Source organism: Micromonospora parathelypteridis (assembly GCF_014201145.1).
GTDB lineage: Bacteria > Actinomycetota > Actinomycetes > Mycobacteriales > Micromonosporaceae > Micromonospora > Micromonospora parathelypteridis.
Map to the genome: position 1 here is coordinate 4,248,077 of NZ_JACHDP010000001.1, position 14,158 is coordinate 4,262,234.

Sequence of the window (14,158 nt, forward strand, 5' to 3'; positions counted from 1 at the left end):
AGGGAGGGGAACCATGGCGTACACGGTGGGTCAGGTGGCGAAGGTCACCGGCGTGACGGTGCGGACGTTGCATCACTACGACCAGATCGGTCTGCTCTCGCCGAGTGGGCGGACCTTGGCCGGTTACCGCCGCTACGACGACGCGGATCTGGAGCGGCTGCAACTCGTCCTGTACTACCGGGAGCTGGGTTTCCCGCTAGAGGAGATCACCGCGATCATCAGCGACCCGGCGGCCGATCCGGCCGCGCACCTGCGCCGGCAGCACGAGCTGCTGACGGTACGGATGAAGCGGTTGCAGGAGATGGTCACGGCGATCGAGTTCGCGATGGAGGCGAGCAAGTTGAACATCCAACTCACCCCTGAAGAGCGGTTCGAGGTCTTCGGTGACTTCAAGCCGGAGCAGTACGAGGCCGAGGCGGAGCAGCGTTGGGGTGACACCGACGCGTACCGGGAGTCGAACCGGCGGGTCGCCCGTTACAGCAAGGACGACTGGCTGCGGAACAAGGCGGAGAACGAGGACTGGGGTCGGCGGATGGTCGCCGTGCTGGCCTCGGGCGTTCCGGCGGACAGCCCCGAGGCGATGGACCTGGCCGAGGAGCACCGGCAGCTCATCAGCCGCTGGTTCTACGAGTGCTCGTACGAGATGCAGACCGGGTTGGCCGACATGTACCTGGCCGACGAGCGGTTCACCGCGTACTTCGAGAACATCGCCCCGGGGTTGGCCGCGTACCTGAACGAGGCCATCCACGCCAACGCGATCAGCCGCGCGTGAGTCGATGCGGTCCGGCTAGTCTGGCCGGACCGCATCGCGGTGAGCGTCGATCGGCGACCCGGCCGACGGCGGGCCGCTCGGGGGAGATGACCGTGTTGAAGCCGAAGCTGATCGCCGCTGTCGCCGTGCTCGTCGTGGCGGTCGCCGCCGGGGCGTGGGCACTTGTCGCCGCCGGCGACGAGCCGGACGCGGGTCGCCCGGCGGCGTCAGCCGGTCCGGCGGATCCGGTCGGTGTGTTGAAGGCCGCCGCCGCGAAGGCGGACGAGCAGCCGTACAAACTGACGGTGGGCACCGGCGGCACGGATGGCGACGCCACGGTGCTGCTCTGGGACCCGAAGGCGAAGCGTGGTCTGGAGACCACCTCGCTGAAGGTGCCGGCGGGTGAGGTGAAGATCGAGCGCTTGACGACCGGGCCGGACGTGTACGTGCGGGTCACCGCCCCGGACCGCCGCGTTCCGGTCTGGGACGGCAAGACCTGGTGGCACGTGGGCGCACCGGGTGCCCCGGCGGCGAAGCAGGGCCTGGACAACACCCGGCTGGCCAGCACGCTGGCCGTGCCGGCGGGGGTCCGGCAGACCGGTGTGCGGGAGTACGCCGGCACGCTGGACCTGCGCGAGAGCGGTGCGGTGCTGGGCGAGGGGGTTGGCGGGGTGCTCGGTGACCGGGCCGGGGCGGTGCCGTTCACCGCGACCGTCGACGAGCAGGGCCGGCTGGTCCGTTACCGGATCGAGTTGGCCGCCGAGCAGTCGCAGACCGCCCAGCTCGACCTGACCTACTCGGACTTCGGGCTCGCGGTGTCGGCCGAGCCGCCGGCCACCGACCTGGTCGGCGAGGACCCGCCGGCGAACATCCCCGGCGCCTGACGTCGGCTCACTCCTCGACCGGCGCGCCGGTGGAGGTGGGGGTCACCAGGAAGTCGTAGACGGTTCGGGCCATCCGCCGGACCGTCTCGTCGCCGGTGGCCATCGGCCCGGCGGTGAGGAACGCGACGGCGGTCTCGGTGCCGGGGATCAGGTAGTAGCCGACGTCGTGGGAGGCGTCCGGCAGGTCACCGGTCTTGTGGGCCACCGGCACCCCGGGTGGCAACGCTGCCGGGATCTTGGTGTTCAGGGTCTGTTCCCGCATGAAGCCGATCATCAGGTCGCGGGAGGCGGCGGTGAGGATCTCGCCGTCCCAGACCGCGCCGAGTAGGGAGACCACGTCGTCCGGGCTGGTGTAGTTCTCCTCACCGCGTTGCGCGGCCGCGCTGTCCAGCATCCTGCGGGCCAGGATGGTGGATCGCTGGTTCATCGAGTCGATCAGCGCGTTGACCGGGGCGAACCCGCCCAGGTAGGTGATCAGCACATTCGCGGCGACGTTGTCGCTGTACTTGATCAGGTATTGGGCGAGCCGGTGCAGGGTGACCACCTGCGGGAACGTCTCGAACTGCAGTTGGCCGGTGCCGCCGACCACGTCCGCCGGGGTGACCAGCACGCCGTCGTCGAGGGAGACCTGTCCACAGTCGACTCGGCGCAGCAACTCGACGAGGATCCACAGTTTGATCACGCTGGCCGCCTTGGGGCGGAGCGCGCCGTTGACGGCGATCTGCTGGTCGCCGTAGCGGCCGGACAGGTCGCGGACGGTGACTCCGGCCGGGTTGAGGCTGGCGTCGGCGACCACCCGGGCGAGCTGCCCGCTGAGTGGGAACAGGTGGGCTCCCGCGGCCGGGTCGGTGGGCGGCTGCGGGCTGGTGACCACCGCTCCGGTCAGCTCGATCGGCGGGCGGTGCCGGCGGATCAGCTCAAGCGTGCCCTCGCTCCGGCCGACCAACGGCACCCGGTAGCGGTAACCGGTGCCTCCGACGACGACCTCGCCACTGGCCACTCCGGCGGCGACCCGCATGGCCGGGTCGGCGACCCGGCCGGTGTCACCGTCGCAGGCGCGGTAGCGCACGGTGTGCCCGAGCGAGTCCACCGCGAACACCCCGCCGGGGAACGACAACCAGGACACCTCGCTGGTCGGCGCCCGCTCTGGCGTCGGCTCCAGGCCGGGCTCGTGGCCCTGGTCGTCGCCGGGCGCGGCCGCGTACCCCGGCTCGGTCTGGTGTGTCGGCTCCGCGCCGGGCCCGTGGCCCGGGCCATCCGCGGTGGCCGGCCCGGTCGTCGCGACCACGGCGAGCGCGACCGCCGCCGTCAGCCACTTCAGGGGTACGCGGACCGGGGTCCCCAGCAGCGAAGATGAGCGCCTCTTGTCGCTTTTTCTCACGTTTGCACGATATGAAGCGTCGGAGGCGGCTGAGACCAGCGGGACCGGCGTCACCCGTCCGGGCGGCGATGTCCTCCAGAGCGTGATGACACACACGTATAAAAATGACGCAGAGGCATCACCGTCATCAGCAACACCGACCTCGGGAGGACCGATGTTGATCATTGCAGGCAGCCTGCAGATCGAGCCGGCCGCACGCGAGACGTACCTGTCCGACTGCGAACAGGTCATCGCGCAGGCGCGCGCCTCCGCCGGCTGCCTCGACTTCCTGCTCGCGGCCGACCCGCTGGAGCCGGGCCGGATCCACGTCTACGAACGCTGGGAGTCCCCGGAGCAGTTGGCCGCGTTCCGTGGCTCCGGGCCGAGCGACGCGCAGGAAGCGGCCATCCTCGACGCCGACGTGCACCGCTACCTGATCGCCGGCGTCGAGGCACCCTGACCGCAGACCGCGCCGGTAGCGGTCACCTGGATGGGACGGGGTCGGTGGGCAGGCCGGGTGCCAGCCGGCGCATCGAGGTGAAGGTCGGCGTCAGCGCGTCGTACAGCTCGGCGAAGAGCGGCAGCAGCGACGCGTAGGTGGCGGCGGCGGCCGGGTCGGGGCGGACCGTCTCCTCGATTCGCACGAGGTCGGCCGCCACGTCGATGCTGGGGATCAGCCCGAGCGCCTGCATGCCGAGCAGCGCCGCGCCGAAGCTCGACCCCTCGTGCCCGGCCGGGAAGCTCACCGGCAGACCGAGCACGTCGGCGAGCATCTGCCGCCACAGGCCGCTGCGGGCGAAGCCGCCGCTGGCCCGGATCTCGTGGACCTCGTTGCCGGCCGCGCGGACCGAGCTGAGCACCAGCGCGAGCTGCTGGCAGACCCCCTCCATGGCGGCCCGGATCAGGTGCTCACGGCGGTGTCCGTGGGTCAACCCGACGTACGCGCCACGTGGCAGCGCGCTCCAGTGTGGTGCCCGCTCGCTGTGCAGGTACGGCAGCATGATGAGCCCGCCCGAGCCGACCGGCGCGCGGGCCGCGAGGGCGACCAGATCCTCCTCGGAATGGTCGCCGAGATCCGGGGCGAGCGCCGCACCCGCCCACTTGAGGACGATGCCACCGTTGTTGATCGCACCGCCGACCGCCCAGCGGTGCTCGGTCAGCGCGTAGCAGAACACCCCGCCGAGCGGGTCCACGCCGGGCCGCTCCACCATCACGCGCATCGCGCCGCTGGTGCCGATGGAGCAGGCCACCATGCCGGGGTGCACCGCGCCGAGGCCCAGGTTCGCCAGCGGTCCGTCACCGGCGCCGACCACCACCGGGGTGCGTTGCGGCAGCTCGGTGATGGCTGCGGCCTGCGGGGTGAGACCGGGCAGCACGGTGGTGGTGGCGACCAGTCGGGGCAACTGCTCCTCGGTGATGCCGGCGATGGTCAGCGCCTCGCTGTCCCACTCCAGTCGGTGGATGTCCAGCAGGCCGGTGGCCGAGGCGATCGAGTGGTCGGTGACCAGCGTGTCGCAGATCCGCAGCAGTACCCAGTCCTTGATGCCCACCCAGTGCGCGACGCTCTCGAAGAGCTTCGGCTCCTGCTCGGCGAACCAGAGCAGCTTGGGCAGCGGCGACATCGGATGCATCGGCGTGCCGGTGCGGCGGTGCAGGGCCAGCCCGGACGGCACCGCCCGCAGCCGCTCGGCCTGCCGGGTCGACCGGGCGTCGGCCCAGGTCAACGACGGGGTGAGCGGGTCGCCGGCCGCGTTCAACCCGATCAGGCTGTGCATGGCGGAGGCGAAGGCCAGCCCGGACACCGGCACGGCCAGCTCGGCCACGACGATGCTGATCGACTTCAGCACGGCATCGAGGATGACTTGCGGGTCCTGCTCGGCGTACCCGGGTTGCGGGTCGTTCAGCGGATAGTCGACCAGGTGGCTGCCGAGCTGCCGTCCGGCCGTGTCGTAGGCGACGGCCTTCGTGCTGGTGGTGCCGATGTCGACGCCGATCACCACCCCGGACATGGTGACTGGCGGCACGACCGGCACCCCCTCGGAAAAGATGAAACGTCGGCACCAGTATCGCCCAATCGTGTCTATTGCTCCGCCGATCGGCTACTTCGCCCGTTATGGCGTGTCCGGCTGCCGCGCCGCGCCTGTTAAACCGTGTGACACCCCAGATTGGTGGCCTGCGCGGCGAAGGAGTCGGCGTGGCGAAGACTGATTCGACGGGTTCCACTTGGCGGTACCGGTGGGCGCACCGGCAGAACGTGCGGCGGGTCAGCACGTACCGCGGCGCCGAGACGGCGTGGCGGCGACGCGACGACGAGTTACGTCGACTGCGCGTCCTGGCCGCCGACTTCCACGGCTCCGCCGCGGCCGGTGGCGGCCTGCCCCTGGAACTGGCCACTGACGAGGTGGTGCTGTGGGCACTGCCGGCCGTGCAGTTGGTCGAGGTACGCCACACCACTGTGCTGCCCGCTCCGGACCTCACGGTCGCCCCGCCGGCCGGGCCGCTTCGCCCACGCCGACCGGACGGCGTACGCGTCACCGACGCCGGCATGGCCGTGATCACCAGTCGGCGGTTGGTGCTGCTCGGCGGACGTGGCCGGCGCGACTGGGCGTACGGTCGGATGACCGGTCTGGCCCACGACCCGGCGTCGCCGGTCACCCTGATCCAGGTACTGGACCGGCGGCGTACCTCCGGGTTGCTGCTGCCCACGGACGCGGCGCCGGACTTCCGGTTCAAGCTGACCCTTGCCTTCGCCGACGCGATCGAACAGCGCGCCGCGGTGCTCGACCAGCTCGACGAGCTGATCGCCGAACACGCCCAGCTCAAGCCGTTCCGGCCGGCGGTGAACACGCCTGGGCAGGCCCGGCTGTGGTCGTTCGTTCCCGGTGGTCGCAGGACCGTCGCGGTGGCCGCGGCCCTCGCGCTGCTGGTGCCGGCGGCGCTGATCGAGTCGGACCCGTCCGACCCGACCGGGAGCCCGGAGGTCGCCGTCGCCGCCACCCCCAGCGCGTCGCCCGCGCTGATCCCCCCGGCGGCCCCGGTGCTCACGCGCAGCATTCCACCGGCGAAGCCGACGAAGTCGCCCCGTCCGTCACCCAGCACGACCCGGGCCCCGCGCTGCGGGGCGCCGGAAAACCCGCTGGGGTACGACTTCTGCGGTGGCAGCCGGATCCGTCGGCCCGCCACCGAGGTGTGCGACTGGTTCGACTGCGTGCCGCAGTTCTGGTCCGGTCGGGGTTACCTCGTGCAGTGCCGTGACGGGTCGGTCAGCCTGGCCGGCGGCGGGCCGAAGGCCTGCGGGGAGCATGGTGGGGTGCGGCAAACGATCACGAAGTGACCGATTTGGGGGCTAAAGTCTGCTTCGGTCGGCCACAATGATCGAGTGGAGATCCGGTCTGACGATGGCGCGCGGGTGCGGATGCGCCCCGTCGGCTACCAGCCTGGCATCGATCCGCCCGACGACCCCGACCGGGCCGCGCCCGGCTGGCACGACTGGCTGCTCGTCGAGGTGGACGCCCGCACCGCCGACGGTCAGACCTGGTCGCACCACTACCCGAGCCTCATGGTCGAGGAAGCCCGAGCGCTCGGCGGTTGGCTGCACGGTCAGGCCACCGCGGCCCTCGGGCTGAGCGCTCCACCGGCGCTGGTCCGCTTCACCGAACCCAACCTGGCCCTGCGCACCCGGGTGCTCCGCCGCCGCCGGCTGGAGCTGATCGTGGAGTTCTCCGCCGAGTCGCTGCCACCGTGGATGCGTCGCCCGTCCAGCGCGATCTACCCGCTGATCCTCACCGTCTCCGCGGACGCCCTCGCCACCGCCGCCGAGCAGTGGGCCGAACACTGCGAGGCGTACCCGCCGCGTGCCCCGTCGAGGTTTCCCGCCAAGGACCCGTACTCCGGGCCGTTGAACCACCCCCGCCGCGCCGGCTGAACGGTTCACCCGGCGCCGTCCGGGTCGCCTGGGTGGCGGCCCGGCGTTCACGCTCGGCCCAGGGGTGGATAGGGTGATCGTCGTCAGCCACGAGAAGGAGGTGAGCCCGGTGAACACCCATCGTCATTCCTGGGCGCTCTTCTCGGCCGTCCCCCTCAGCTGACCTCTCGCGTCGGGGAGCGCCCTCCTTTCTCGGAGGACACGTGTCCATCTCCCCGTTCCGCATCGACGTATCCGATGCGGTCCTCGACGACCTGCGGGCCCGACTGGCCCGTACCCGCTTCACCGACCGCAGCGGCGACCAGCCGTGGCAGGGCGGCGTCGACCCCGACTACCTGCGGGACCTGGTGTCCTACTGGCGTGACGGATTCGACTGGCGAGCGCGCGAAGCCGAGCTGAACGCGTACCCGCACAATCTGGCCCTCGTCGGCGGCCGGAAGCTGCACTTCCTGCACGTCCGGGCGGCCCGTCCGGCGGGTACGCCCGCGCCGATGCCGCTGCTGCTGAGCCACGGCTGGCCCAGCAGCTTCGTCGAGATGCTGCCGCTGGTCGACCGACTGACCGACCCGACTCGGCCCGGTGGCGCGTTCGACGTGGTGGTGCCCTCGCTGCCTGGCTTCGGCTTCTCGGAGGTCCCGGACGAGCCGGTGACCCGGGCGCTCCTCGCCCGGACGCTGCACGAGCTGATGACCGACGTGCTCGGCTACGAGCGTTACGGCGCCTTCGGCGGCGACGTCGGGGGAGTGGTCACCGGCTGGCTCGGTGCCCTGTACCCGGAGCAGGTGGCCGGCATCCACCTGATCCATCCACCGTTCCCGGCCAACTTCGACGCGCGACCGCTGTCGGCGGCCGAGCAGGCGTACCTGGACGCCGAGGCCGCGTACGACGAGACCGACGGCGGCTACAGCGCCATCATGGGCACCCGCCCGGACACCCTCGCGGCGGCGCTCGCCGACTCGCCGGCCGGGCTGGCGGCCTGGCTCGTCGACAAGTACCGGGACTGGAGCGACAACCGAGGCGACCTGGCGAACAGCATCGACCGGGACACCCTGCTCACGATCATCACGCTGTACTGGGCGACCGGCACGATCGGTTCGTCGTTCCGGCAGTACGCCGACTTCGCCCACAACACCCCGCGACCCATGATCGATGTGCCGGCCGCGTTCACGGTGAGCACCGAGCCCTCGCAGGCCAACTTTCCCCGGGAGATCGCCGAGCGGGCCTGCACCGACATTCGGCACTGGAGCGAACCCGGCCGGGGTGGGCACTTCATGCCGTTGGAGGAGCCGGACCTGTTGGCCGATGAGATGAGACGGTTCTTCAGCTCACTGCGCAGGTCCTGACAGGGGGCGGAGCCGGGCCGATCGTGGCCCGGCTCCGCCGCTGCCGGACGTGATCCTGCAATTCTCTCCTTTCGGGCGCAACGGGATGCATCGATCACCGTCGCGTTCCCTGTCACATACGTGAGCGGTTGTACCGCGTGTGAACGTGACCTCTGTGGAGTGCTCACCCTGGCGGATCGCCTGGGCCGAGCGTGAGAACCAGCGGCGGCAGCGCACGTACCGCGACGCCACCGACGCCTGGCAGCGCCGCAACGACCACCTGGCCCGGCTCCGCGTCGAAGCCGCCAGCTTCCTCGGGTGTACGCAGCCACGCACCGGCCTGCCGGTGGACCTCGACGCCGACGAACTCGTCTTCCGCGTCGTCCCCAGCGCCAAGCTGGTCGAGGCCGAGGCGCGACACCTCCCCGGGCTGCCCACTCCGGGCCCGTGCGACTTCGCTTCCACGTCGGTTGAAGCGCTGCCTGCGGGCCTACGGGTCGTCGACACAGGCATGGCCGTCGTGACCAACCACCGGGTGGCGTTCGCCGGGAGTGAGCGCCGGCGCGAATGGAGGTACGCCGACCTGGTCGGCACCGCACACCACCCCGACGTCCCGGTCACCCTGCTGCCCGACCACGGCCGACTACTCGGTCTGCTGGTCCCGGCCAACGCGGTGGTGAACTTCCGCTTCTACCTCACCCTCGCGGCTGCTTCTCCCGCCGGGGATCGCGCTGGCGTTGCCGCGCAGGTCGACGCGCTGCTGACCGCTCATCAGGGTGCCCGGCCCGTGCCGATGCCTTCGGTGGGGCCGGACGAGGCGCCCCTGACGGCCGTACGCCCCGACCGCCGGGCGCTTACCGCCGCGGCCGTCGCAACGGTGGTGTTCGCGACGCTCGGCCCCGGCACTCTGGGGACTGGCGCTATGGCCCCTCGCGCATTGGGATCGGAGCAGGCCGGGCCTGCGGCTGTGGCGGAGGCGGTCCTCGTGCCAGCCCTTCCCGTGGGGCCGGTCGCGCCGAAGACCAGGGCCGGATCGGTCAGCCGTGCGACGCCAAGCCGGCCTCCTGCTCCGTCGCCTACTCGTCAGGCGGTGCTGGCGGCCCGCCCGGCAGTCGTCCCGGTGGTGGCCCCTGCTCCCCTGGACGTCCCGTCGGTCACCCCGGCACCGGCCGCCAGTTCGGTGCCGACCCCTGGCCCGGTGCCCACCACCGACCCGCCCATGCCAGGCCTCCCGACGCCGTCGGCCGTGCCGACCCCGACTGTGACGCCTCCGTCAGGCCCGACACTGTTGACGGTCTGCCTGGACCCGTTGCAGCTTCCGCTGCTGGACCAGTTGCTCTGCCCGTCTCCGGCGCCCTGACCGGCTCACGTTCAGCCGGTCGCGCCAAAGTCGGGGAGGGTCAGGGTGCCGTCCGGCGCGAGGGTGAAGCCGGGGTTCCAGGCGATCTCCCACAGGTGACCGTCCGGGTCGGCGAAATAGCCGGCGTAGCCGCCATAGAACGTCTCCCGCGCCGGCTTGGTCACCGTGCCACCGGCGGCTACTGCCGTGGCCATCAGCTCGTCGACCTCTGCCTGAGAGCGGACGTTCTGGGCCAGGGTCAGCGCGCCGGTGCCCGGATTGTCGATGCCGGCGTCGTCGGCCAGCTTGTCGCGGTCCCAGAGGACGAGGGCCAGGCCGCCGGCTTGGATGAAGACCGTTCCCTCGACTTCTTGGCCGTGCCAGCCGAGGTGCTCGTAGAACGCCTTCGCTCGCGTTACGTCCGTGACGCCCAGGGTGACGAGGCTGATTCGCTGCTCCATGGTCGTAACCTAACGCGTGATCACTCGGGGGAGTGGTAGGCGGCCTCGACGTTGCTGCCGTCCTGGTCACGGAAGAACGCCGAGCTGAAGTCATTGGGCGACACGCTCGCGGATGAAGCTCGGGGATAACCATCAACCCATAGCATCGATGCTATGGGTTGGGGTAGCGTGGAGCTGGAACCAGAGGTCCGAGACTGGCTGGAGGAACTACCAACCGCCGACTTCGCCCGAGCGGCGTTCTACATCGATCTCTTGGCTGGCCGAGGCGTGCTGCTCGGAGAGCCACACAGCAGACAACTCGACGGCAAGTTGCGGGAGTTGCGTTTTTATCTAGAGCGCGACGCAGTTCGCGTGACGTACTGGATAGCCTCCGACCGGAGGATCATCCTGCTCACGGTGTTCCGCAAGACGCGGATGCGGGAGGACCGGGAAGTCGAGCGGGCTCGCCGCGCATTTGAGCGGTGCGTAGCGGAGCGGCACATTGTGAACGAGGGGGCAGAGCGATGAGTGATCGCCTGGACTGGAACGACCTGCGTGAGCGCCGGATGGCGGAGCCAGGGGCCGCCGAGACCTACGAGGCCAGCCGGATCGCCTTCGAGCTTGGTCAGGAGGTGCGCCACCTGCGAGAGGGGCACGGCTGGAGTCAGAGCCAGTTGGCGCGCGCCGCCGGCATGACTCAGTCCGCGGTTGCCCGCTTCGAGGCAGGTGGGACCGTGCCGACCCTGCCGGTTTTGGAGCGCCTCGCTCGCGCCCTCGACAGGAGGCTGGACGTCAGGTTCACGCCGAACGCCGACGCGGCCTGACCGGGCGAGGCTACGCGGCGATCGTCCGGGCGGTGGCGTACACGTCAGCGGGTAGCGCGTGGCCGAGCTGCCAGAAAACCCGCATGGGTCGGTCGCCGGTGTGCGAGTCGTACGTCATGGTGCCGGCGTACAGGTACGGCGGTGCGCCGAGGTCGCGGTCGGCAATTCGGGTCTCCCGCACGAAGAGGTGCACCGTCGAGCCGCCCGACGTGTAGCGCTGCCCAGTCGTCGACGCCGACGAGGTGGTGCTCTGTGACTCCCATTGGAACAGAGTGTCGGTGATGGCCCGGTCGGCGTACATGGTGGTGGGGGAGTAGTGCGCCTCCGACTTGACCAGCGTGACGAAGAACAGGTCCGCCTGGGCGTCGGGCAGCCACTTCACCCCCTCACGCAGCGAACCCGGGTTGGTCATGCCGAAGGCGGCACATGCTTCGTTGCGGCTGTACCGAGCGTGCACCCGCAACGGCACCGCCCCCGGGGCGGAAGTCGGTGTGACCCGGTGGATGCGATCCCGCAGCACCTCGGCGACCTGCCGCAACTCGGTGCAGCGCGCCGGTTCTTTCCACAATCGGGCCAGTCGTTCGTCGCGCGTTGCCAACGGTGTGCTCGGCCCCCAGAGGCTGAAGTGCAGCATGTCCAGGAGGCGGCTGTTCCCCGCGTACACCTGCTGACCTGGCGCGGGCGGTCCGGCCGCGACCCGGGTCAGCAGCTCAAGCCGGTCGGTGTCGTCGGTGTGCAGCATGCGACCGATGGCTCGGCCCAGCTCCCGATCGTCCGGGCCGGGAGCGGACGTCTCGACGCCAGCGAGCCGCCGCAGCCCGGTCCAGCCGCCGATGCTGGCCGATCGGTACACGTCCTCGATCTCCAGGCCGGTCTCGCGCAGGAACGTCGCCAGGCTGACGTCGCCAAGTTGCCGCAGCTCGGACACCAAACCGGCCTTCGAGGTGGGCAGCGCCGATCGCAGGTTGGCGAGCATGATTTCCTTCGCCACCCGGTCCAGCTCGACGTGGCAGCCGCTCGGCAGGCTCGGGAAGTCATCGCGGACGGCCTCGGTGATCGCCCGCCGGCTGACTCCGGTCAGCGCACGCCACCGCAGGTCGAAGCGGAAGTTGGCGTTCTGCCCGCCGATGAAGTCGAGCACCGTGAGACAGGGCTTGTCGTCGTCGAGGCGCAGGCCACGGCCGAGTTGTTGCAGGAAGATCGTGGCGCTCTCGGTGGGCCGCAGCATCAGAATCGTGTCGACCATCGGCAGGTCGACGCCCTCGTTGAACAGGTCCACGGTGAAAAGCACCCGCAGCTTGCCGGCCTTGAAGTCCCGCAACAGCCCGGCCCGATCGGTGCCGGCCCGCGAGGTCACCGCCGCCGCCTCGACGCCGTGCTTCCTGAACCAACCGGCCATGAACTCCGCGTGCCCGATGCTCACGCAGAACCCGAGTGCCCGCATCCGCCCGACGTCCACCTTGTCGCGGACCGCCCGCAGCACCGTCCGCGCCCGAGCATCGTTGCCGGTGTAGACGGTGTTTAGCTGCGTCGGGTCGTAGCCCTGTCCGCGTTTCCAGGTGATGTGCGACAGGTTCACGTCGTCGTGCAGCCCGAAATACTGGAACGGCGCCAACAACTGCCGCTCCAACGCGTCCCACAGGTGCAGCTCAACGGCCGCCCGACCGTCGAACCACCGGCGCACGTCGCCGCCGTCGGCCCGGTCGGGGGTCGCCGTCAATCCCAGGAGTACGCGGGGACGCAGCCGCTCCAACAGCCGGGCGTACGTCGGCGCTTCTGCGTGGTGGAACTCATCCACGATCACCATGTCGTACGCCTCGGGGTCGACCTCCCGGCGGTGCAGCGACTGGATGGAGGCGAAGACGTGCTTCCAACCGTTCGGCTTCTCACCCGCGACGAGGGTCTCGCCGAAGCTGCCGTCCCCCATCACCTGCCGGAACGTCGACAGGCTCTGTCGCAGGATCTGCTCCTGGTGAGCGACGAAGAGCAGCGAATCTACCTTCTTGCTGCGGTGCAGCCGGCGGTAGTCGAGGGCAGCGACCACGGTCTTGCCGGTGCCAGTCGCCATCACGACCAGGTTGCGCCAGCGCCCGTGCACCAGCCGCTCGGCGTCCAGGTCGGCCAGGATCTCCGCCTGGTACGGGTACGGACGCACGTCCAGGTTCGAGATCTCGGTCGGCGCCTGGTCGCGGCGCTCACCACTCAACGCATGCCGTAGCCGCTCGGCGTCCCTGTTCGCGTCGTACGCCTCGAACGCCGGATCGTTCCAGTAGTCCTCGAACGTCGCCGCGAACGTGTCGATGACGTGCGGCTGCTCCATGTTCGATATGCGAACGTTCCACTCCACGCCATCCACCAGCGCGGTCTTCGACAGGTTCGACGAGCCTACGTACGCGGTGGTGGTGCCGTTGGTACGGCGGAAGAGCCACGCCTTGGCGTGCAGGCGGGTGGTCCTCGTTTCGTACGACACCTTGATCTCGGCGCCCAGCTCGGCTAGTCGATCGAGCGCTCGTTGATCGGTGGCACCGAGGTACGTCGTGGTGATGACGCGGACCTTGCCGCCTCTGGCGATCAGCTCGCGGATGGCTGGCTCGACAATGCGCAGGCCGTACCACTTGATGAACGCGCAGAGCAGGTCGACGCTTTCGGCCGACGCCATCTCGTGGTTGACCTCGTGGCCAATCCGGGGCTGGTGGCGGCCATTGACCAGCAGAGCGCCGGTGGAGAGTGGGGTTGTCGGGCGCTGCGGGAAGGCTGGTAGCGCCGGTGGGGTTGGCGGGGCGGCGATGGCGTGGAGCAGGTGCTTGGCGTCGGTTACCTGGTCCTGTTCCGTCGCTGCCTTTGGGCTCAGGGTGGCGATGGCGTCGGCGATCTGGTTCGCCAGGTCGACCTGGTGGTGGAGCTTGTCGTCGCCGCTCGGAACGGCCTGGAGGGCGCGGGCGGCCAGGGTGGCGATGTGGCGGGCGAGGGTGTGGTGAGCGTCGGCGGGGTCGAGTTTGTGGTGTTGGATCAGGGCGGGGTCGACATGCTGGAGGCGGGTGGCCAACTCACGGGTGACCAGGTGTTCGTACACTCCCCGCTCAAGATCCGTCATCCAGGCAACTTAGTCAGGCCGGCGCGACTCGTGCACGGCGCTCTCCTGTCAGTTCACCGACAGCTCGAAACTGCGGCTGGGCAGGAGTTGGATCGCAATTATCGAAACGTTCAATCAGCACACCCCTTCCGATCAGGGCTCCCAGTCACGGAAACGGCCTGGTTGCCGGCGAGTAGTTGTGGTGATCGTATCCACTCCGCAGGTTATTGACATGGCAAA

General features: G+C 70.1%; 13 protein-coding genes. 9 read left to right on the top strand and 4 right to left on the bottom strand.

From position 1 onward, the window contains the following. The first annotated feature begins 13 nt into the window (after positions 1-13). Entirely contained in the window at positions 14-772 is a 759-nt protein-coding gene (locus tag HNR20_RS19220) for a MerR family transcriptional regulator (RefSeq protein WP_184181764.1), read from the top strand. Positions 773-864: 92 nt separating this feature from the next. After that, complete coding sequence (locus HNR20_RS19225) at positions 865-1,635, top strand: hypothetical protein (protein WP_184181766.1); 771 nt, start codon at positions 865-867, stop codon at positions 1,633-1,635. Positions 1,636-1,642: 7 nt separating this feature from the next. Here HNR20_RS19225 and HNR20_RS19230 read toward each other — a convergent pair whose 3' ends face one another. After that, a complete protein-coding gene (locus tag HNR20_RS19230) occupies positions 1,643-3,016 on the bottom strand; it encodes a serine hydrolase (protein WP_184181768.1) in 1,374 nt (457 codons plus the stop codon). Between the two features lie 154 nt (positions 3,017-3,170). On the opposite strand from HNR20_RS19230, the gene HNR20_RS19235 reads away from it, so the two are divergent. Beyond that, entirely contained in the window at positions 3,171-3,455 is a 285-nt protein-coding gene (locus tag HNR20_RS19235) for a putative quinol monooxygenase (RefSeq protein ID WP_184181771.1), read from the top strand. A gap of 22 nt (positions 3,456-3,477) precedes the next feature. On the opposite strand, the gene HNR20_RS19240 is transcribed toward HNR20_RS19235, so the two are convergent. After that, on the bottom strand, positions 3,478-5,019 hold the full coding sequence (locus HNR20_RS19240) for a gluconokinase (protein ID WP_229686973.1): 1,542 nt from the start codon (positions 5,017-5,019) through the stop codon (positions 3,478-3,480). A 170-nt stretch (positions 5,020-5,189) separates the two neighbouring features. Between HNR20_RS19240 and HNR20_RS19245 the strand changes: the two genes are divergently transcribed. From HNR20_RS19245 to HNR20_RS19260, 4 genes are all read left to right on the top strand, one after another. Beyond that, positions 5,190-6,329, top strand: coding sequence for a hypothetical protein (locus tag HNR20_RS19245; protein WP_184181773.1), 1,140 nt, complete (start codon positions 5,190-5,192; stop codon positions 6,327-6,329). 45 nt (positions 6,330-6,374) lie between these two features. Then, positions 6,375-6,920: a WapI family immunity protein gene (locus tag HNR20_RS19250; protein WP_184181775.1), complete on the top strand. Its 546-nt coding sequence runs from the start codon at positions 6,375-6,377 to the stop codon at positions 6,918-6,920. A gap of 203 nt (positions 6,921-7,123) precedes the next feature. Further along, entirely contained in the window at positions 7,124-8,263 is a 1,140-nt protein-coding gene (locus HNR20_RS19255; protein WP_184181777.1) for an epoxide hydrolase family protein, read from the top strand. Between the two features lie 145 nt (positions 8,264-8,408). Next, complete coding sequence (locus HNR20_RS19260) at positions 8,409-9,602, top strand: hypothetical protein (protein WP_184181779.1); 1,194 nt, start codon at positions 8,409-8,411, stop codon at positions 9,600-9,602. Positions 9,603-9,613: 11 nt separating this feature from the next. Here HNR20_RS19260 and HNR20_RS19265 read toward each other — a convergent pair whose 3' ends face one another. Further along, a complete protein-coding gene (locus HNR20_RS19265; protein WP_184181781.1) occupies positions 9,614-10,042 on the bottom strand; it encodes a VOC family protein in 429 nt (142 codons plus the stop codon). A gap of 168 nt (positions 10,043-10,210) precedes the next feature. Between HNR20_RS19265 and HNR20_RS19270 the strand changes: the two genes are divergently transcribed. Further along, a complete protein-coding gene (locus HNR20_RS19270) occupies positions 10,211-10,549 on the top strand; it encodes a type II toxin-antitoxin system RelE/ParE family toxin (RefSeq protein WP_205780040.1) in 339 nt (112 codons plus the stop codon). Then, on the top strand, positions 10,546-10,845 hold the full coding sequence (locus HNR20_RS19275) for a helix-turn-helix domain-containing protein (protein WP_184181783.1): 300 nt from the start codon (positions 10,546-10,548) through the stop codon (positions 10,843-10,845). Before HNR20_RS19270 ends, HNR20_RS19275 begins: the two co-directional genes overlap by 4 nt. 10 nt (positions 10,846-10,855) lie before the next feature. Here HNR20_RS19275 and HNR20_RS19280 read toward each other — a convergent pair whose 3' ends face one another. Further along, the gene (locus HNR20_RS19280; RefSeq protein WP_184181785.1) at positions 10,856-13,939 is read right to left on the bottom strand and encodes a DEAD/DEAH box helicase; all 3,084 of its coding nucleotides are present in this window, start codon (positions 13,937-13,939) and stop codon (positions 10,856-10,858) included. Positions 13,940-14,158 lie beyond the last annotated feature (219 nt).

Bases quoted from the DNA above. Each gene is read 5' to 3' on its own strand.
- HNR20_RS19265 (WP_184181781.1), bottom strand. From the start codon at position 10,042: ATGGAGCAGCGAATCAGCCTCGTCACCCTGGGCGTCACGGACGTAACG.
- HNR20_RS19235 (WP_184181771.1), top strand. From the start codon at position 3,171: ATGTTGATCATTGCAGGCAGCCTGCAGATCGAGCCGGCCGCACGCGAG.
- HNR20_RS19275 (WP_184181783.1), top strand. From the start codon at position 10,546: ATGAGTGATCGCCTGGACTGGAACGACCTGCGTGAGCGCCGGATGGCG.
- HNR20_RS19220 (WP_184181764.1), top strand. From the start codon at position 14: ATGGCGTACACGGTGGGTCAGGTGGCGAAGGTCACCGGCGTGACGGTG.
- HNR20_RS19280 (WP_184181785.1), bottom strand. From the start codon at position 13,939: ATGACGGATCTTGAGCGGGGAGTGTACGAACACCTGGTCACCCGTGAG.